Genomic DNA, 18,890 nt, shown 5'->3' on the forward strand with positions numbered 1-18,890 from the left:
ATCGATGCTGTGCGGTCTGATGGCGCCCCATCGATGAACGAGATCTCACCGCAAGCGCTCCCGATCGGCCCCAGATCAACTTGGGTCATATGCATCTTCGACACGCTCTGAATGTGATGGACAAGCAACTATTTGGCTGGTCGCGGGTGACGTTTGGCATCCGCAATGTGCGCCTGCCTCTCGGTTCCGACACTAGGGTGAGGCGTAAGCCATCTCTAGTGTACGCGGGTAAACCACAAATATGGAAAGGGATGGAAGACACATACGAACGTTTATCGGCAGTACGAGCGAGCGCCGTGTCAGGCCGCTCGTCGCACCGAGAAGAACAGACGTTGCTCGGATAGCGCGCCGACACCCGCCCCTAAACGGATTCGGCAGGTGCCCGCACACCCTAGCAGTCCGTTTCGGAACTCGCGTAATGGCAAGCAGCCATCGTGGTACGCCTAATCAGTTTCCAAACTGATGTTTGCTATCCAACATTCCGTTGTTTCGATAGAACTCATCAACACGATGGATAGACTCACAACATGCGGTTCAAGGGACTTGATCTAAACCTTCTGGTTGCGCTCGATGCTCTGATGACCGAGCGAAACCTCACTGCGGCGGCACGGAAAATCAATCTGAGCCAGCCCGCGATGAGTGCTGCGATCGCGCGGCTGCGCATCTATTTTCGCGATGAATTGTTCACGATGAGAGGTCGCGAGCTCGTCCCAACGCCCGGCGCGGAGGCGCTTGCGAGCCCTGTCCGCGAGGCCCTGCTGCATATTCAACTCTCGATCATCTCAAGGGACGCGTTTGACCCAAGTCAGTCGAACCGACGGTTCAGGATCATTCTCTCCGACTTCATGACAATCGTCTTTTTTCGGCGGATTGTGGATCGTATCGCACAGGAAGCTCCGGCAGTACGCTTCGAATTGCTACCATATTCCGATGAGCCCGATGAGCTACTCCGCCGCGGCGAGGTCGATTTTCTCATTCTGCCGGAATTGTTCATGTCGAGCGCGCATCCGAAGGCGACGTTATTTGAAGAGACTCTCGTATGCGTGGGATGCCGCTCGAACAGGCAGCTGTCAGGGCAGCTTACGTTTGATAAATACAATTCGATGGGACATGTTGCGGCCAAGTTCGGGCGGGCGCTAAGGCCCAACCTCGAGGAATGGTTTTTGCTTGAGCACGGCCTTAAGAGACGCATTGAGGTCGTTGTGCAGGGCTTCAGCCTCATTCCGCCTATACTGTTCGACACGAGCCGCATAGGGACAATGCCCTTACGGCTCGCCAGACACTTCGAAAAGCGGACGCCTCTGCGGATCGTCGAGCCACCGCTGCCGCTGCCCCAGTTCACCGAGGCCGTTCAGTGGCCAGCCTTCCACAACACGGACCCGGCAAGCATTTGGATGCGGCGGATACTGTTGGAGGAGGGATCCCACATGACGTCTGCGAATCAGAAGAGCCCAGCTCGCAGGCGCTGCTAGGTCGGGGCCACGAGCCGCTCTCCGCACGCTGCAAATACCGTGTTCGGCCTTTGGTCGTATTCGGCCGCTTTCTCATTTCGCCGTGTCGGGCGGCGCCCTCCTTAAGAGGCCACTCAGCCGTCGGTCAGTCGCAAACGCCTGGCAGGCGCTGACCGTAGATGCCGCAAAATGTGACTCGGTGAGCTTGCGTGAAAGCACAGCGCTCACCATCGCGGCAACTTCTCAATAATGTTTGATTCGTCCAATCAATGTCTTGAACCCCACGCTGCGTCAGGTTGTAGGCACGCTGCTGGGACGCGTTGCGCGGCCATCGACAGGGGCATCGGCGAACTTACGGCTCTGGCCATAGCACCAGGGCCAGCGCCAGCCGTAAATTGACCAGGTCGTGTTGCGGGGTTGCCGGAGTGTCGAAATCGATCAGCTCCGCGGCTCCCGATACACTCCAGTCGCCGGTCGTTCGCCGACCGCCCTCCGCGCCCTCCTTACGATGGCTTCCGCGAGCTTCTTTCGCGATCGCAGGATGGGAACGGATTCGTTTCAGGCGATCCGATGAGAGCGCTTCAGAGCCGCTTTCGCTACTCTAATGTACCGCAACGACACTCGCGCAGGATAAGACGATATGAGCTGCTGCCGGTTTGATGGACACCGAGATTAGGTGTTTCATGAAGCCGGAGGTGGCGATGAAAAGACGGAAGTTCAGCCGCGAGTTCAAGGTCGAGGCGGTCAAGCTGGTGCGGGACCGTGGGGTGTCGGTGGCGCAAGCCGGCCGTGACCTGGATGTTCATGAGAATGTTCTCCGCAAATGGGTGAAGGAGTTGGGCTCCGACCCGGCGCAAGCCTTTCCCGGCCACGGGCAGATGAAGCCGGAGCAGCAGGAGATCGAGCGGCTGCGCCGTGAGGTCGCCAAGCTGAAGGCCGAGCGGGATATCCTAAAAAAGGCCGCAGCCTACTTCGCGAAGGAAGCGACATGAAGTTCGCCTTCGTCGCGAAGCACCGGACGATCTGGCCGGTGGCATGGCTATGCGATGCGCTGGGAGTGTCGCGGTCGGGCTTCCATGCCTGGCTGAATCGCTCTCCCAGCACCAGATCCCGCAGCGACGAGGAGCTCGGCGGCAAGGTCAAGGCCAGCTTCGCCGCCAGCGACCGCACCTATGGCGCACGCCGGGTGTGGCGTGACCTGCTCGCCGACGGGGCGGATTGCGGCCTGCACCGGATTGAGCGGCTGATGCGCCTGCAAGGCTTGCGGGCGCGGCCGCGACGTCGGCGCTTGCCGAAGGACAGCGGCGATCGACAGCTCGAGACCGTACCGGCGAACCTCCTTGACCGGCAGTTCGCCGCCGAGCGGCCGAACCAGAAGTGGATCGCCGACTTCACCTATCTCTGGACGGCCGAAGGCTGGCTCTATGTCGCAGCGGTGATCGACCTGTTCTCACGCCGCGTGGTGGGCTGGTCGATGAGTGCCGCCATGACGGCACAGCTCGTGACGGACGCATTGTTGATGGCCGTCTGGCGGCGCGGCAAGCCGGATGCACTGTTGCATCACTCCGACCAGGGCAGCCAGTACACCAGCGAGCAGTTCCAGCGCCTGATGGCCGACCACGGCATCGTTTGCAGCATGAGCCGCTCCGGCAACGTCTGGGACAACGCGGCGATGGAGAGCTTCTTCTCCTCGCTCAAGACCGAGCGTACGGCCAACAAGATTTATCGAACCAGAGATGAGGCACGCGCCGATGTGTTCGACTACATCGAACGATTTTACAACACGACCCGCAGGCACTCGACCATCGGCTATCTCAGCCCGGTTGAGTTCGAGCGCAAGGTGGGATTAGCTTAACCGGGTGTCCATCAAACCGGCAGCAGCTCAATATGCGCTTCAAGGGCTTGGATCTAAATCTTCTCGTCGCGCTTGACGCTCTGATGACTGAGCGCAACCTCACTGCAGCAGCACGCAGGATCAACCTTAGTCAGCCAGCCATGAGCGCGGCCATTGCCCGGCTGCGCTCCTATTTCCACGATGATCTGTTTGCAATGAGAGGCCGGGAACTTGTCCCGACCTCACGCGCCGAAGCGCTGGCAGCTCCCGTTCGCGAGGCGCTGACGCACATTCAGCTCTCCATTATCGCTCGGAACGTGTTCGATCCCGCTCAATCAAAGCGCCGATTCAGGATCGGCCTTTCCGATTTCATAACAGTCGCATTCTTCCGAAACGTCGTAGAGCGCGTTGCGCGAGAAGCTCCCGCCGTCAGCTTCGAACTGGCGGCGCTTGCTGATGATCACGATGAGATTCTCCGGCGCGGTGAGGCCGATTTCATCATCTTGCCGGAACTATTCATGTCGTGAGCGCATCCTAAGATGAGCCTGTTTGAGGAGAGACTCGTTTGCGTAGGCTGCGGCGCGAACAGCCAGTTGCTCCGACGGCTAACATTTGATCGATATATGTCCATGGGGCACGTTGCGGTGAAACTCGGAGGTGCGCGCAAGACCCCCACCGAGGAATACTTTTTACTCGACCTTGGCCTCAACCGGCGCATCGACATTCTCGTGCAGAGCTTCAGCATGATTCCGCCCCTGCTGGCAGGCACGACTCGCATAGGGACCATGCCATCAAGGCTCGTTAAGCATTTCCAAAGATTGATACCCCTTCGGATTGCCGAACTCCCGCAGCCATTCCCCACATTTACCGAGGCGGTCCAATGGACTGTCCGTCACAACAGCGATCCGGAAAGCGTCTGGATGCGAGAAATACTGCTGCAGGAGGCGGCCCGCATGGCATCTACACGTGAAGAGCGCTTCATCATCAACGCTTCGGACCAAGCGGACACTGGCGCAGACTTCGCAGAGTCTAGCTCGCCGTTGTCGTAAGGACGTCCGCAGTGCGTAACCTCTATCCGAACGCATGTCTCGACGCGGCCAATTCACGCTTGTTCCAATGACACCGGTTATTGGCAGATAAACTTCGTCAGTTTCGGCCGATGGCTATCAGCCGCTGTGCCGCTCGCATTCTATCATCCGACCGGCGCGCGAACTGCGACGCAATGCGGTCGATTGCGTTGTTTGCAACTTAACCCTCAAAGACGAAGCACGACGCGCCCGCCGCCGCTCCAGCTGGGGTCTTACGCTGCACCCGGCCTCTCTCTTTGGCGCACCAGGCTCGATGCACAACTTGGAATCAGCTTCGGACCACGCGCCGTCCACTCTCAGAATCAGTAGCTCCCAGGCAAGAGCTCGATTCGGATTAGCCGGCGTCACATCATCACCCACAGTGAGCGCTGTGCTGATCGATTGTGCAGATGAGGTACATCCCCGCAATTTCGACGCAGCATCGCGCAGCCGTGTTGCCGTATCGCATCACCTTCAAGCGCATCGCATCTTCGTCGCTCCGCGCCGCCGGTCCGACTTCTTTTGGCCCTACCGCGGCCAAACGTCTCGACGACGTGCGCGACCCTAGCGCGATGAAAAACAGGAGCTGAGCGTTGGAGCAATACAGCGGCGTATTTGATCCGGAAGAACTTTCCGGCTTGGGAAGTCTTTTTGATAGTGCAATCACCGCGTCGCCGCCATCGATGCGAACTCCCGATAATCGAACGGCGATCGCAAAACTCATTTTGGAGCGGACAGCAGCGAGCGAGGCTCGACTGGCATACCTGATGAACTTACTGGTTACCATTTCCCCTCAGGGTTGATTGCCCGCCATTCTAAGGATAGTCACCATCTCTTGCGCTGGAATGGAAGACGATCCAGCTAGAGCTTTGAAATAGCTTGAATCATACGTGACGTCAGGTTGTAGGCTTTGAAATTGAACAACATGAGCAAAGCTACACCACGAAGGCGTCGATGGCGCATTGGCGAACTTGCAGAGGCGACCGGAGTGACGGTACGCACGCTGCATCACTATGAACACACGGGGCTCTTAGCTGCCTCCGAACGCACCGACGGCGGCCACAGGATGTACGACCGCGAAAGCGTTCAACGGGTTCATCAGATTCGAGCGCTGCGTGAGCTTGGTTTCTCCCTTTTCGAGATCGGTAAGGCTATGGAGCGTACGACTTCACTTACGGACCTCATGCGCAAGCATTTGGAGCAGATAGAGCTTCAAGTCGCTCGTGCAACCCTGTTGCGAGATCGCTTACGCAACATGACGACGGACAGTGAAATCCAGGTAAGTGTTGATGAGCTACCCGCCACCTTGGATGCCATGTCGCGGGTCGAGACGCGTAGGCAGCCCTCCCGATGCACTTGCAAGTTGGCTGCAGATCACGAGGAGCGGTGGCGGCGGATCCGCGATGAGCTGCGCGAATGCATGGATAGGGCTGAGCATCCCTGCGGCGAGCGGGCAAAGGCCGTCGCGATCGCAGCACGCTCGCTGATCGGCGAAATAGCCGGCGCCGATTCGCGCGTTTCGACGATCCTGAAGGTGCTTGCACGGTTAAGCGCACCTCGCACTCTGGCCGGTTGGGATCCCCACCTCATGCAGTATCTCGATCTCGCCCTTGCTGGATTGGAAGATCAGCCGTACTGATTGCGGCGCCAACGGGCGGATTGTCGGACGGCCCGGTCAACATCAAAGCGCGTTAAAGCGCCGGTTGATCTGCTGGTTCTGATTCGTGCCTGCCGTTCTGCGGCCTCACTGGGCCTGTCTGCGTAGCGCGTCTTTGGCGATCCGCCCGCCTAACGCACGGCCACTTGCTGCAACTGGCGGCATGAACCCCGAATGGGGCTTGAACCGCACGTAACGTCAAATTGTAGGCTCTAGCGAGATTGAGGTCTGGCGAACTGCCGCGCATGGATTCGCTTGCCGGAAGCAACCGCATCGAGCTGCAGCTGGCTGACCGCGGCGCTGGCCGTTCACTTCATTTGAGATTGGGAGTTCTACAATGCTAAATGGGCGCTACGCTTCGGCTGCAAGAGCAGCGCTCGTCTTCTGCGCCATCGCCTCGACTGCGCAAGCTTCCGACGTCAATATTGCCGTGGCTGGCCCGATGAGCGGGAACAGCGCTGCGTTTTTGCGCGCCAATGCGCGATGGTGCGGTGGCCTCCGTCGAGGCATTGAACGCCTCGGGCCCAATACCAGATACCAAAGTGATGTTGAGCGTCGCAGACGACGCCAGCGATCCGAAGCAAGCGGCCGCAGTTGCCAATAGGCTCACAATGGACCGAGTCCAGTCAGTCGTCGGCCACTTTTGTTCCCTCTCGTCGATCCCAGGCTCCGAAGTCCACGCCGAAGCGGACAGGCGGTGGGGCGGGCCGGTTCCTTCAACGCCTCGCGAGTTGTCGTGGCACTTCGTTCAGGGGCGACCGATAACCTGATCGGGCCGCTCCGGTTCGATGGCAACAACGCGGCTCCCGCCCTTCTGGTCTATCGCTACGCGACGGGTGTGTTGAAGCCGTCGAGCAGAACTGACCGGCGCGAACGCATCGTTTCCCTAAACAGCGAATGACATGAGACCTTCTCAAGACCTGGCAGCTGCAATAGTTGCGTCCGCCCTTGTACTGGCGGCTCTCGGAACACTTCTTGCGTTTGCTGCAGCGCTCGCAGAGCTCCCCGATGTCGACACGCTCGATAACGAGCTACGTCCGATGATAGACAAGTAGTACCGTGCCAACCCTCATTGTTTGCGAGTCTTTTAAGCAACGGCCTGATCGCTTAATGGTTGGCTACCCTGATCGATGGGCTTGTTGGCCATATGAGCCCTCCATTCACCCTGCAGCATTTGATTGGCGCTGTCGGGAGGTGCTGGCCGTTATCCTTTCAATCGCCGAAGCCGCGAAAATCGATTTTCGGCAACATTCCAGCCTATGGAGTTCCCGTGCTGACAAGTGCCCCTGCCCTGCACAGCTTCCAGGGCGCCAGACGCTGCGTCGTTTACGTCCTCTCGCGCTAATTCGAGCTGCGCAAGTTTCTCGTTATGCCCTTCCGCCAGACAGTTTTCTGCGCGAATTACAACTTCGACGTCAATGGAAACCCCTTCTCGCTGCCGAGCGCCGCAACGCACAACTCACCCAGCGCTGCGCTCAAATCGCAAGGCACACATACAGATCAAGACTTCACCATGTGGCACGCACTCATCAAGCCGAGCATGTTGACGCGCCAATCGAGTGCTTTGGCAAGATCCGGGATACCTTCAACGTCGGCGACGGGATCCTGACGCATCCTTCAGCTATCGACGACAAGGGTTCGCCTAACGGGCCTCTAGGGCAGATCGATGAAGCCCATTTGGCCCCAGTCGGATCGTCTGCGGCCCCCTCCAACCCGCGCTCGGCAGATGGCCAATCATTCCGCGCTTCCTCCGGCTGGAATGCAAGCTCCCCCCTAACAGGGGCTGTCAAATGAAGCGGCCACGATTCACGGAAGAGCAGATCGTCGCGATCTTGAGGGAGCATCAGGCTGGGGCGAAGGCAACTGACCTGGCTCGCAAACACGGGACCTCAGAAGCGGCCATCCAGAATTGGAACGCCAGGTTTGGCGGCATGGACGTTCCTGCGGCCAAGCGATTGAAGGTCTTGGAGCAGGAGAACGCGATGCTAAAGATGCTTCTGGTCAAGCACATGCTCGATGTCGCGGAGCTTCGCGAACTGCTTTCAAAGTAGCGAAGCGACCATCTCCCGGCCGCTTGGTGTCAGGCGCCTCGCGCGCCAGAGAGGCAAATTCAAAAGAGACACTGTGAACAGAGGCCTCATCAGCGCCCACATCAGCCGACCTGGATCGCGAGCAATCGCCCGGAGCCAGCGGCGTGGGCTGCTGCAAACGGCGCCGATCTGGCGTGCGCAGGCCACTCCTCTGCTGTCCGAAACATGACAGATGCGTTCCGCTCTCATCTGGCGCATAAGACCGCCGCGGACGATCGGATGCCATTTCTCGGCTTGCTGCGCATGGTCGTAGTTGCGCAGTCTGACAAAGATGCCCGCGCGGCCGCGGAAGCCGCTTATCAACGATGGCTAAGGAGCTTTAGATTCCCTCACGAATTGAGTGCCACTCCGACGCCGCCTAACTTGCAGCTGACCTTCGATGCAGCGCTTGAAGCGAACTGTGCGTTGTCGGAACGCCAGCTTCCATCCGACAGCTCCTCCTTAACCAGAGCGAGGAGGCGGGCGCCAACTAATATCTACTATGCCAGCTTGCATTCGGGAACCTTCCGTTGGAGGTTTCGCTGTACACAGCAACCACAATCCAATCCGAGATCATGCCTGGCTTTGGCTGAAACGTTCGATCCGATTTTGCTACCTGCGTTCAGCGCCGCAACGCTGTGTGCCATGATCGGCCGCCCTGCCGACAACGCCGATATCCGCCTGCCATCACGCTCGCTGCCTTGCCCCGGACCAATAGAGCATGCTCGAGCACCTGGAGCAGCACCGGGTCAGCCCCGCGGCCCGTCTCATCGGCTCGTGGACCGCGCGAGAATCCAGCGCCATCCAGAAAGGTCAATGACTCCTCGCCCGGGCTATCCGCGAACTGGATGGATCCCATCAAAACTTTCGATTTTACCGGATTTAGCCAAATACCCCATAAGTCGATCGCGATTTCCGGAAAGCACCTTTCACGAATGTCGTGTGGCCATGGACCCCTTTTGCCTTCAGCACAGTCGCAGGTCAGTTCAAGCCACCCCGACCTGGATCCACAAAGATACGTTCGATTCGTCCAAATCGACGCACGTGCGGACCATTTTTAGTCTGTCCCCTGATCGCCGCGTCCGGCGCGTAGTCATCAACCGCGTCCTCGCTTATACCATGGCCATTCCCCCAAAGGCGTTTCAGACGATCGGCGTTAGCGCACTTCCAGTGGCCTCGGTAAATGCGTACGTCGTTTAGGATTCGGCCAGGTGAACCGTCCTCCTCGCCGGAGCTTGGACTTTTCGCCCTGACCAGGTCGGCAGCGCCGTCAATCTGGCGGCTGCAAGCGAGGCCGTGCTGGCAGGTCTGTACCTGCCCCGATTGCAAGATACGTGTCCGACGGCCCGGACGAGGACCCGATCTGCGACGACATGGACAGATCAACTTCGCCAACTTGCCGTCCACTCTGCAACGTCGTGTGACCGTAAATCCTCACTGCGCTCGCTTGCTGAGCCCAGCTCGGTCGGCGAAGGCCAGATCTACGCTCTACAAACCTGCACGATGCTCATCCGGCTTTATCCGCTGTTGTCGATCAACTTTCGACGGGGGCGAGCGCTCTTTGAGTTTCCGGCAAGCATCACACCATCATCTAAGCAATTGGCGCAGCTGGGCGAGCTGCCGAGCTCCCATCTGTTCGCGGGCTCCTTTTCCCCGCCTGGCCGCACGCTCACTGTGCCGAGCATTTAACGATCTGAGCGTGGCAGCCCAGACGATTGTGGCGGAAGATCGCTCTGCAATCCCCGATGAGCCCCAATTGGCTCTCGGCGGCTATGCCGGGCGGCGTCTCACGCACATCCGCGGGCTGCTCGGCTTCAGTCGTCAGTCGCAGTCATGGCCCGCAGGCCCTGCCATTGTACGGCGTCGAGCGAGCGCGACGATCGCCTCAATGGACACGCAGCTGGGACGGAGACATTCCTTGTCGCGCCGCACCTGCCGGCTCTCGCGGACCGCGAAACGCAACACAAACCATCAGGTACTTTACATTCACTTCACCACCAGGAGCACATCGTGGAACTTGCCCCCTCCAATTCCCGCGTACAGAATCTTAAGGATCGGATCGACCTGCAACTGACCATCCTCGCCACTCTCGTAGGCGAGGATGGTGACGCGCTTGACGCGATCCGACTGCTCAACGCACTCACAAATGAAATGATCACGGCGGAGCTGGAGCTCGGCCAGCTCGGCGAGACAAGAACAAGCAATCATGACGGCGGCGCTCGCACCACGCACATGTCCGGGGACCGCGGCGCTTATTACCCGGAAGACCTTCTCGTTTTGGGACGCCTGTTCGATCAAGCCGTCGATGCCTTGCCGGCAAACCTGCGAACTCCGGCCAACCGGATGAAGATCGCGAAACTCATTTTCTCGCGTGCCACGGAGTGAGATTTCGTTGACGGTTTGATGTGGAGAGCGCTTTTCCTGGCCGAACAACGCCGGCTGCGATGGTACGAACAGAGTATCATAGCGAAGCGCAGCATCCAACGAGCTAACCTGGCATGCGGGCGCCGCCTCCATTACGCCGTCTGCGACTGATTCATTAGCTATCGCGGTCGGGTCGGGTACGTCGGACAATCACGCATTTGCACTGCAACAACCCAGTTTGATTTCGCCCCTTAGTTCAACTTTTGCTCTTGCTTCGGGACCTCATGGCTCTGCTACCGCCGTGCGGAAGCCGGATAACGAGAAAGCACAGGCCGCCCGGGTGCGAGACACTCACAATGACTGCCAACTCGGCCTAACCTTCGTTTCGTGTATAGTGGTTAGGCCGTTGTTGCGGCAATATCCCCTTATTTGCTGACGACGAACTTCACTCGAACCCTTCTGGGGGCGGCGGCGCACGGTCGTGGTCGAGTAGCTCGGCCATTTGGCTTTGCCCTCGCAGATCCGGGCAGGCGGCTTTCCCGCACCCGGCTCTTCTCGAGGGTAACCCGCGTCATATCCGCGCCTGTGCCCAAGTGCGAGTGATGCGTGGAACGGGCAGACGGAAGCGTGCCGTCAGGGTCTCGAACTCGGACCAACCCATGCGCCGACTTTTCTGGCTGCGCCGTCTCAGACAGCGCATCCAAATCCGACGCACTTCGCGGTAGAAGCCGTTGAGCGCTGGATAATTGTGCGGCCTGCCGTAGTAGCCGTAGTGTCCACGCAGCACAGCGGCGAACCACTCGTGCTGCGAGGCAGTGGCGCGTGCATGAGCCGCCAGGCCTCGTGGCGCAACGCCGTCAGCTTGCGCGTCAGGCGTTTCCCTTCCGTCTTGTGCTTCACGATAAACCCGCCGTCCCTGGTCCGCCCGCAGTAGTGGGTGAAGCCGAGGAAGGCGAAGGTTTCTGGCCGCCGCTCGCCGCGCCGCTGACGCGAGAGGGCCGCGAACCGGCCAAACTCGATCAGCCGCGTCTTGTCCTCATGGAGCGTTAGGCTGAAGCCGGTCAGCCGCGTCTTGAGGGCAAAGAGCATTTCCTGCGCATCTGCCTTGTTCTCGAAGCCCATGAGTCGTCCGCATAACGCACAGTCACGACGCGACCGCGTGCATGGCGACGACGCCATTGGTGGACCAGAGATCGAGGATGTAGTGCAGGAAGATGTTGGCAAGGAGCGGGCTAATGCCCGCCGCCTTGCGGCGTACCCCTGTCTGTATCTTGCTTCTCGCCGCTCTCAAGAACGCCAGTTCGCAGCCACAGCTCGATGAGCCGTAAGATGCGAGGATCGGTGATCCTGTGCGCCACCATCCGCAACAGCCACTCGTGGTCGACCGAGTCGAAGAAGCTGCGTATGTCGGCATCGAGCACCCAGTTGACGCGCTGGCTCATGATCGCCGTGTGCAAGGCGTCAAGCGCCATATGAGGATTCCGCCCCGGCCGACAGCCGTAGAGAACCCGAGGAAGTCGGCCTCGTAGACGGCGCTCAGCACCTCGGCTACCGCGCTTTGGACAATCTTGTCCTCTAGCGCCGGCACACCGAGAGGCCGCTTACCGCCGTCGGCTTTGGGGATGTAGACTCGTCGCACCGGCTGTGGCCGATAACGACCAGTGTGGACTCGTGCGCAGAGGTCGCGGAGGTTACCCGCTGCCTCCAGCAGCACGCCAGCTTCCGGGAATTGATGCCCGCGGCGATCCGGGCGTTACCGTGCACCTCGGAAAAACGCCCTGCGTCAGCTACTCGTCAGCCAGCTGGTCTACCGGACAGGCTGCGCATTCTCGACTTGATGGGGGAGATATGACGGGCATTGGCCGAACTGGCAATTCGCACATTGGGCCTGCGGAAGCCCGCAGCACATGGGGATCGAGCAGTTCGAGCCCGGAGCCCGGGGCCGCCCTCGGCGAAGGCAGGCAAGCTTTCGACTCCGTCGTGGTGGGGATGCGCCTCGGGCCTCAGGATGGAACGGCGCCGCTCGCAGGCCTACCACCAGCTTCGGGTGCGCCAATCCCGAGTTCCTCAAGTGGCGACGGAAAATCAGCGCAGAAAAAAATGCGCAGTCTGCTTGGGAACTTTATTGCTGCCCAAGCTGCGGTTATGCAAGCTCGGAGCCTATCGGAGACGCAAGACCTGATTGATCAAGGCGTCAAGGCAGGCTCGGAAGTTCTGGAGTATTACGCGAGCCTCCCCTCGGACATGGCGCGCAGGCTTCTTTCCGACAGTCAGGTTCGTCAACTCCGCGACGAGACTCTCGCCTCGGGGAACAACGGCAACGCTGTGGCCATCCAGATTGGCGACAAGCTGGATAAGAACAGGAGCAAAGCAGCAGCCGTGTTCGAGCGGATGCGAGATGCCGGCGCTCCGTCCGACCAGCTGGGCCGGGCGGTATCCAGCGTGGCGAAGCATTACGAAGCCTGCTTGGATTGGTGGGGAAAGAAGGTGTTGCGCTCGGAGCGGATGCGGTCCGTCTATACGGACACCGCCAGCTTGCCCAGCACCACGTCCAAGATGCGGGAGGAGGAAGAGGCCGCGCTACGCCAGCATACCGGCTGGGCACTGTATACGAAGTGCATGTACCTGGAATCGCGCATCGCTCTCGCGCGACTCTTGATCGAGTCGAAGGCGGCCACGTTCGGCCCAGCCGTGAACGACGCCCTCATGGGTGAGGATGGGCGGGTGCGACTGCTTGGGACCTTTATCGCGGATTTTTTTCCGGCATTCAACTCGACTTCCCACGCCGTTCTGGAGGGAGCGGCGCTCGACGCAGACCACTGCACCGTTCTGGAAGGAGTCATGGAACGGCTTTCGGAATTTGCCTCAGGGGTGCACGGCATCGTTACCCGACTAAGGGGCGCCGGAACGGATGCCGACCTTCCGTTGGAACTGTTGGGGCAGATCGCGGAAGGTGCATGGGTCACCGCGGACGACGTCACGCGTCTTTTGGTCGTGCAGCCAAAGACGCCCGCCATGATTGAGCCGCTGGCCCGGACTGCCGTAGTGGTTGAAGGGGGCGCGGCGCGGAGGAAGGGGAAAGGCAAGCGCGCCCCGGCCGCAGGCGAGCGAAGTTCGGCGGCCGGGCTGCGCGAGCCGCAGCTCGCCACGCCCGACGCTGCCACGGCCCCAACAGGCAAGGTGATCGTACTCTCGGATTTGGGTACAAAGAAACTCGCGAGCGCGGAGGAGGCAGACGCGAGGGTGTCATCGTCGGCGACTGGGCACCTGGAGATATTGCAGGCTCCGCCCTCCAGGAAAGCACTGACCGGATTAATCGAGCGATTGGACGAACTTTTGCAGTTCGATCTGCCCGCTCAGCAAAGCACCGTCTCGCAAGCGCGCCAGATGAAGCCCGAGGACGCCGATCACGTCGTGGATCTCGTCGTTAAGCGACTGCAGACGCAGGCCTCCGAGATTGAGGCCAGTGTAGTCGCGCTGGAGGAGCCTCGCCGACGTGTCCTACTCACGCCTGCGCAAGTGCCGGAAGTGCATGACAAAATAACCCGGCTCAAGGCGATGTTGTCCGAGGTGCAGGGACAGGCGAACTCTTTGAAGGCGCGAAAGGCGGCGATCACGATCGATTGCATGAAGACCTACGCGTTTCCGTCCCAGAAGTATCTTGAACAGTTGCGGGCGGCCGGGGAGCTGGCGTCTGTGAATCCACCGCGCGCCTTGAAGGATGATCCGGGGACACTGTTCGAGATCAAGCTGCAGCCCAAGGCCCTGCGCAATGGCGCGATGCCGAGCCCGATGTGGGTGCACATCCATACCAATCGGCCGGTACATGCCAGGCAGTTGGCAACGCTGAGCGATGCCGAGTTCGCCGCTTGCCACGTGAAGTCCAATGACCAACGCGGCTACAATCAGGACTGGCAGAGCGCTCGAGCTGCGACGGGGCGCGAGAACGTCGTGATCCACCGCGGGAAGCTCACGCCGGCGTTCTGTAGGTCCTTGATGAGCACCGCAGTTGGTGGCCATCCGTGGTATCCCCTTCCCGAGACGGAGCACATGTCGACCCAGATGGCGCGCCTGGGGATGTAGACAGGTGGTTTGTCTCGCGCCGGAGCGCCGCTGTGGTGACACGATCAAGTGGCCGTTATCACCGAGAGGAAATCCTCGATGAGCTCGAAGCCGGCACGAACTCCTCGAACAGATCGACAGCGGGGTCCGATTGAAATTCGATCGGGAGCGTCGTGACCACGACTTCCTTTCGCTTGGCGGCTGAACCGTCAAATGCCGGCGCTCAAGTCCAGACGCATACGATCAGCGCTCCTGGCCCTTCATCTTCGAAAGTGAGTACAGATGAACTTCGTCTCAATGAATCGCGTGCGTCAACAAACGGATAGCGTGGACGCGCAAGATGCCTCTCCGGCCGACTCGTCGGCAGAGGCGGCGGCCTTTCACAGGCAGCTGAGCGAGGTCGCTGTCCCGTCCTCTCCCGTGCTCATGCAGGTCCGCGCCCATCAAGCGGATACGACGGTCACACCCTGCGGGACGTCATCGACCGAACCGAGACACTCACCGGCTGCGCGATCGAGCGCGCCTTTGTCGACAAGGGATACCGCGGCCATGACGCACAGAACCCGCGCCGCGTCTTCATCTCCGGCCAGAAGCGCGGCGTCTTCGGCACTATCAAGCGCCAGCTGCGGCGCCGCTCCGCTATCGAGCCCGTGATCGGCCATTTGAAGGCTGAAGGACACCTCGGCCGCTGCTACCTCAAAGGCCGCGCCGACGATGCCGCCAACGTCATCCTCTCCGCCGTCGGTTACAACTTCCGCCGCATCCTCGCTTGGCTAAGGGCTCTTTGGTACCTCTTCCTGGCTGCCTTCTTCTCAGTCACCAGCCACCACTCACCACTCAAATCGGCTTCTTAACCGACGACTACATCACTGGTCTTAGGAACGCTACTGATGGGATTTTCCGGGAGGCGAACCATCTCACCGCGAAAGGCAGACATATGGCTCTCATTTAAAGGCTCGATCGAACAAATGCAATGCTGGTAGACAGCGGCCCTGCCGGATCGGCGAGCGTCTGAACCTCCGGAGAAAACGGCTCGAACGAAAGCGGCATGTCAAGCCCAACGGCCAGCAATGTGCGCAATTGCGCCATGTTCCCGAGCCGATCGTCCGCATCCACCAACACGCGATGCTCATCGCGCATGCCGGAGATCGCGAGTTTCGGATCCGTAACCCCAGAAACATGGACGATCCCGGTCACTTCGGGAAAGAGCTTCGTTTCGCCGGCGAGATGGTGATGGAAGGTGTCGTGAACTAAACGGAATGTGTCAACCCCATCGATTTCGCGGACCGCATCAACCGCCTCGCTCTTCAGGCGCAGAGAGCATATCTCGAAGCCGAGCGGTTCGAGATAGCCGCGAAGGCCCCGATCGGCGAGGATCGGCCTGAGAGCCCTGAGCGCGGCGACAAGATTGCGCTGGCGTACCCCGCCTTCCCGACCGCTGCCGTCGTTGAGCGGCACCAGCGCGATGGCTCCTGCACCGACCGCCTGCGCATAGTCGGCAAGCTCTATCGCTTCGGCTTCCCGGGCCGCATTCCACTGGTTGAAGCGCTGCAAGCTATTGATGGTGAGGATGCGGATACCCGCTGCTTCGGCCGCAGCTTTCACCTCCTCAGCCGGCGTTCCGTCCAGAATCGCGTTCCCGTCGAGGTCGTTGCGGATTTCAGCTCCGGACGCGCCAACTCTGCGGCACAGCTCAAAAAAGGCATCCTGCCGCAGCGATGGCGCCAGAATATGATTGATGGCAAAAGATGGCTCAATCATCGCGTTCTCCGACGTCATGGGGCAGCGGCGCGCCGCCATGCTGTTGTTCATGCGCCAAACAATTACGTCTCGAGCCGTACGACCCGGCCGGTCTCTGCCGATTTGAGCGCAGCGCCGGCCAGCCGAAGCGCCGCGAGACCATCGGCGCCACTCGGCGACATAGCGCGATTTTCGACTATGGCGGCGATGAAGGCGGAGATCTCGTTGGCATAGGCGTCGACATAGCGATTCATGAAGAAGTCGTGCAGCGGCGGGCGGGTGTAGCCGGAGCCGCTCGCAAGTTCGATCGATACCGGCCTCTGGTTTTCGGCCGCCACCATCCCTCTTGATCCCAACACCTCGATACGCTGGTCGTAGCCATAGGTGGCACGACGCGAATTTGAGATAGTACAGTGCTTGCCGGAGGCGGTTTTCAGGATAACGCTCACTGAATCGTAATCACCGGCTTCTCCGATCATTTTGTCGACGAGCACGGACGCTTCGGCGCTAACGCTGACCGGCTCTTCGCCGAGCAGGAAGCGCGCCATGTCGAAATCATGGATAGTCATATCGCGGAAGATTCCGCCCGAACGCTTGATATAGCTAAGCGGCGGCGGGCCGGGATCGCGCGACACGATCGTGACCATCTCGACATCACCAATGGCCCCTTCGTCGATCGCCTTCCGTACCGCAACGAAGTGCGGGTCGAAGCGGCGATTGAAACCCAGCATCAGTGCCTGGCCGGTTTTCTCGACTAAGGCGAGACATCGTTCGACGCGCTCGATACTGAGATCAATCGGCTTCTCGCAGAAGATCGCCTTACCGGCCATCGCGAACCGTTCGATCAAAACGGCATGCGTGTCGGTCGGTGTACAGATGATGACAGCGTCGATGTCGTGCGAGATTTCGATCTCCTCAACGCTCCGGACCTCGGCGCCATAGGCAGACGAAATATCTTGCGCGGCATTTTGGTACGAGTCAGCCACAGCCACTAGTTTAGCTTTGCGGGTTGCAGCGACCCCTTGGGCATGAACTCTCCCAATGCGCCCTGCACCAAGCAACCCGAAGCGAACTGTCATTCCTTCCTCTTTCAAGCTGAAGGGTGGACGCGTCCCCGACACGTCCACCCTTACTTGTGCCGGAAATGGTCGCTAAAGTGTCGGCGCTTCCTGTTGCGCTGATGGTACGTGTCGGTCACGACACGCGGCGACGATGATAACGCCTTTGATGATCGCCTGGCAATATGTTGACATACAGGAACGTGGAGCCAGACATCATCGTGCCGAGGATGATCGTTCCGGCGATCCTTCCGGAGCCGCCTGTGAGCTAGGGTGCCGCCGATAACTGCTGCCGGGATCGCGTCCAGTTCGTTCATCGTGCCCATGCCTGCCTGTGCCGTCTGGGCGCGGGCTGCGGTCACGATACCCGCCAGACCGGCCAACGTGCCGGCGATGGCGTACACCTTGATCAAATGACGCTCGATGTTGATGCCGGACACACGGGCCGCCTGCGCATTCGCGTCTATGGCGTAGGTGAACTTGCCAGCCCAATAGCGAAGACAACCTGGAAGATCACCGCGATCACCAGGAAGATGATAACTGGTGCTATGCCACTACCAAAGAAGGTGAAGCCATCAGACCCGAAATCGGCTGCCCCTTAGTATACCACTTCGCCAATCCGCGGGCAGACACCATAATACCAAGCGTGGCAATGAACGGCGGGATCTTGGTGTAGACAATGAGCGCGCCGTTGATGGCACCGGCAAACAGCCCATACCGATCAGGACCGGGACGACCGCCGGCAGGTGCGTGAGGTCGGGATAAACGACTTTGCCCCACGTCGAGGCTGAGCTAAGCTCGCGGCCACCATCGCCGAGAAGCCGACGACCGAGCCGGACGACCAATCGACGCTAACATGGTGGACAACGCTGACGCGTTGACCACATGCCCATGGCACTGGTGCCGTGTTACAGCCGAAATGGAATATCTGGTGTGTAGGTGAACGTGAATTTGACAGACGAAACCCGCCGTGGGCCGCCAGCGGGTTTTGAAGAGCTGCGGCAGCGTATCCTCGACCAACGCACAAGAATGCCAAATGGATCAGGCAGGTCGCCGCATATTCGTTGGACAATCCAAACGACGTCGCCCTCGGTACCGCCGCCAGCATTGCCGCTTCAGCCGGCGTTCAGGCATCGACCTTGGTTCGTTTCGCGAAACACTTTGGATTTGAGGGAGTCACCAAGCTTCAATCGGTATACCGCGAACGGCTTCGCGACCGTAACATCTCCTGTGATTAGCGCCTTACCTCGCTGAAAATGATTGGAGCAGAAGGTGAAGGCGTCCACGTCCTGAAAGGCCTGATGCATGCATCGATACAATCGATAGATACGCTTGCCGATTCGATTGAGAGAGACCGCTTTGACCAGGCAACAAAAATTCTATCTGGTGCTAATGTAATATATGTACTTGCCAAACGATGATCGTTCCCCGTCGCAAGCTATCTTGCCTACATATTGGGGAAGCTACTAAAGGCCAGGAATGTTCTGATCGATTCATCGTCGGGACTTGATCCCGAGACCATTTCTTTCGCAACGCCGCACGCCGCCGCCATAGCCATAAGTTTTTCACCCCCAGGAGACCATCCTAC

The 18,890-nt window shown here is 59.7% G+C and carries 12 protein-coding genes and 5 pseudogenes; 12 read left to right on the plus strand and 5 right to left on the minus strand.

The genetic code is table 11. The features are described from left to right. The first annotated feature begins 527 nt into the window (after nt 1-527). The 9 genes and pseudogenes from nodD1 to HAP47_RS34745 all read left to right on the plus strand — a co-directional run bounded on the left by nodD1 (nt 528) and on the right by HAP47_RS34745 (nt 10,463). Nucleotides 528-1,472: a transcriptional regulator NodD1 gene (nodD1, locus tag HAP47_RS34705; RefSeq protein WP_029084501.1), complete on the plus strand. Its 945-nt coding sequence runs from the start codon at nt 528-530 to the stop codon at nt 1,470-1,472. Nucleotides 1,473-2,152: 680 nt separating this feature from the next. Then, nucleotides 2,153-3,306 (plus strand): IS3 family transposase gene (locus HAP47_RS34710; protein ID WP_173642973.1). Its coding sequence is split into 2 segments (ribosomal slippage): nt 2,153-2,402 and nt 2,402-3,306, totalling 1,155 coding nucleotides; the frame shifts between segments, so codons are not numbered across the junction. Between the two features lie 32 nt (nt 3,307-3,338). Next, nucleotides 3,339-4,334, plus strand: a pseudogene (locus tag HAP47_RS34715) (LysR family transcriptional regulator). A gap of 611 nt (nt 4,335-4,945) precedes the next feature. After that, on the plus strand, nt 4,946-5,155 hold the full coding sequence (locus tag HAP47_RS34720) for a hypothetical protein (protein ID WP_176533550.1): 210 nt from the start codon (nt 4,946-4,948) through the stop codon (nt 5,153-5,155). Between the two features lie 122 nt (nt 5,156-5,277). Then, the gene (locus tag HAP47_RS34725; RefSeq protein ID WP_173640800.1) at nt 5,278-5,991 is read left to right on the plus strand and encodes a MerR family transcriptional regulator; all 714 of its coding nucleotides are present in this window, start codon (nt 5,278-5,280) and stop codon (nt 5,989-5,991) included. A gap of 494 nt (nt 5,992-6,485) precedes the next feature. Next, nucleotides 6,486-6,779, plus strand: a complete 294-nt coding sequence (locus HAP47_RS34730; protein WP_224924228.1) for an ABC transporter substrate-binding protein — start codon at nt 6,486-6,488, stop codon at nt 6,777-6,779. A gap of 1,020 nt (nt 6,780-7,799) precedes the next feature. Beyond that, nucleotides 7,800-8,057 (plus strand): annotated as a pseudogene (locus HAP47_RS34735) (transposase); the annotation flags it as partial. Between the two features lie 84 nt (nt 8,058-8,141). Continuing rightward, a pseudogene (locus HAP47_RS34740) lies at nt 8,142-8,671 on the plus strand (LLM class flavin-dependent oxidoreductase); the annotation flags it as partial. Nucleotides 8,672-10,088: 1,417 nt separating this feature from the next. Next, nucleotides 10,089-10,463: a NolY gene (locus HAP47_RS34745; RefSeq protein WP_173640799.1), complete on the plus strand. Its 375-nt coding sequence runs from the start codon at nt 10,089-10,091 to the stop codon at nt 10,461-10,463. Between the two features lie 666 nt (nt 10,464-11,129). On the opposite strand, the gene HAP47_RS34750 is transcribed toward HAP47_RS34745, so the two are convergent. Beyond that, on the minus strand, nt 11,130-11,564 hold the full coding sequence (locus tag HAP47_RS34750; protein ID WP_231168583.1) for a hypothetical protein: 435 nt from the start codon (nt 11,562-11,564) through the stop codon (nt 11,130-11,132). 110 nt (nt 11,565-11,674) lie between these two features. Continuing rightward, entirely contained in the window at nt 11,675-11,914 is a 240-nt protein-coding gene (locus HAP47_RS34755) for a reverse transcriptase domain-containing protein (RefSeq protein ID WP_224924226.1), read from the minus strand. Nucleotides 11,915-12,290: 376 nt separating this feature from the next. Between HAP47_RS34755 and HAP47_RS34760 the strand changes: the two genes are divergently transcribed. Together HAP47_RS34760 and HAP47_RS34765 are read left to right on the plus strand one after the other, a co-directional pair. Continuing rightward, nucleotides 12,291-14,525: a hypothetical protein gene (locus HAP47_RS34760; RefSeq protein ID WP_173640798.1), complete on the plus strand. Its 2,235-nt coding sequence runs from the start codon at nt 12,291-12,293 to the stop codon at nt 14,523-14,525. Between the two features lie 425 nt (nt 14,526-14,950). After that, a pseudogene (locus tag HAP47_RS34765) lies at nt 14,951-15,358 on the plus strand (IS5/IS1182 family transposase); the annotation flags it as partial. A gap of 94 nt (nt 15,359-15,452) precedes the next feature. On the opposite strand, the gene HAP47_RS34770 reads toward HAP47_RS34765, so the two are convergent. From HAP47_RS34770 to HAP47_RS34780, 3 genes and pseudogenes are all read right to left on the minus strand, one after another. Next, nucleotides 15,453-16,265: a TIM barrel protein gene (locus HAP47_RS34770; protein WP_173642972.1), complete on the minus strand. Its 813-nt coding sequence runs from the start codon at nt 16,263-16,265 to the stop codon at nt 15,453-15,455. Between the two features lie 62 nt (nt 16,266-16,327). Continuing rightward, nucleotides 16,328-17,323, minus strand: a complete 996-nt coding sequence (gene iolG, locus HAP47_RS34775) for an inositol 2-dehydrogenase (RefSeq protein ID WP_173640797.1) — start codon at nt 17,321-17,323, stop codon at nt 16,328-16,330. A gap of 50 nt (nt 17,324-17,373) precedes the next feature. After that, nucleotides 17,374-18,152, minus strand: a pseudogene (locus HAP47_RS34780) (ABC transporter permease); the annotation flags it as partial. Nucleotides 18,153-18,366: 214 nt separating this feature from the next. On the opposite strand from HAP47_RS34780, the gene HAP47_RS41760 reads away from it, so the two are divergent. Continuing rightward, nucleotides 18,367-18,540: a hypothetical protein gene (locus tag HAP47_RS41760; protein ID WP_338025826.1), complete on the plus strand. Its 174-nt coding sequence runs from the start codon at nt 18,367-18,369 to the stop codon at nt 18,538-18,540. Nucleotides 18,541-18,890: the final 350 nt, after the last annotated feature.

Origin of the sequence: Bradyrhizobium sp. 41S5, assembly GCF_011516665.3 — a bacterium.
Taxonomy (GTDB): domain Bacteria; phylum Pseudomonadota; class Alphaproteobacteria; order Rhizobiales; family Xanthobacteraceae; genus Bradyrhizobium; species Bradyrhizobium quebecense.

Coding starts and splice junctions, on each gene's coding strand:
- HAP47_RS34750 (WP_231168583.1), bottom strand. CDS start 11,564: ATGGGCTTCGAGAACAAGGCAGATGCGCAGGAAATGCTCTTTGCCCTC.
- HAP47_RS34760 (WP_173640798.1), top strand. CDS start 12,291: ATGACGGGCATTGGCCGAACTGGCAATTCGCACATTGGGCCTGCGGAA.
- HAP47_RS34730 (WP_224924228.1), top strand. CDS start 6,486: ATGCGCGATGGTGCGGTGGCCTCCGTCGAGGCATTGAACGCCTCGGGC.
- HAP47_RS34755 (WP_224924226.1), bottom strand. CDS start 11,914: ATGGCGCTTGACGCCTTGCACACGGCGATCATGAGCCAGCGCGTCAAC.
- HAP47_RS34725 (WP_173640800.1), top strand. CDS start 5,278: ATGAGCAAAGCTACACCACGAAGGCGTCGATGGCGCATTGGCGAACTT.
- iolG (WP_173640797.1), bottom strand. CDS start 17,323: ATGACAGTTCGCTTCGGGTTGCTTGGTGCAGGGCGCATTGGGAGAGTT.
- nodD1 (WP_029084501.1), top strand. CDS start 528: ATGCGGTTCAAGGGACTTGATCTAAACCTTCTGGTTGCGCTCGATGCT.
- HAP47_RS34770 (WP_173642972.1), bottom strand. CDS start 16,265: ATGATTGAGCCATCTTTTGCCATCAATCATATTCTGGCGCCATCGCTG.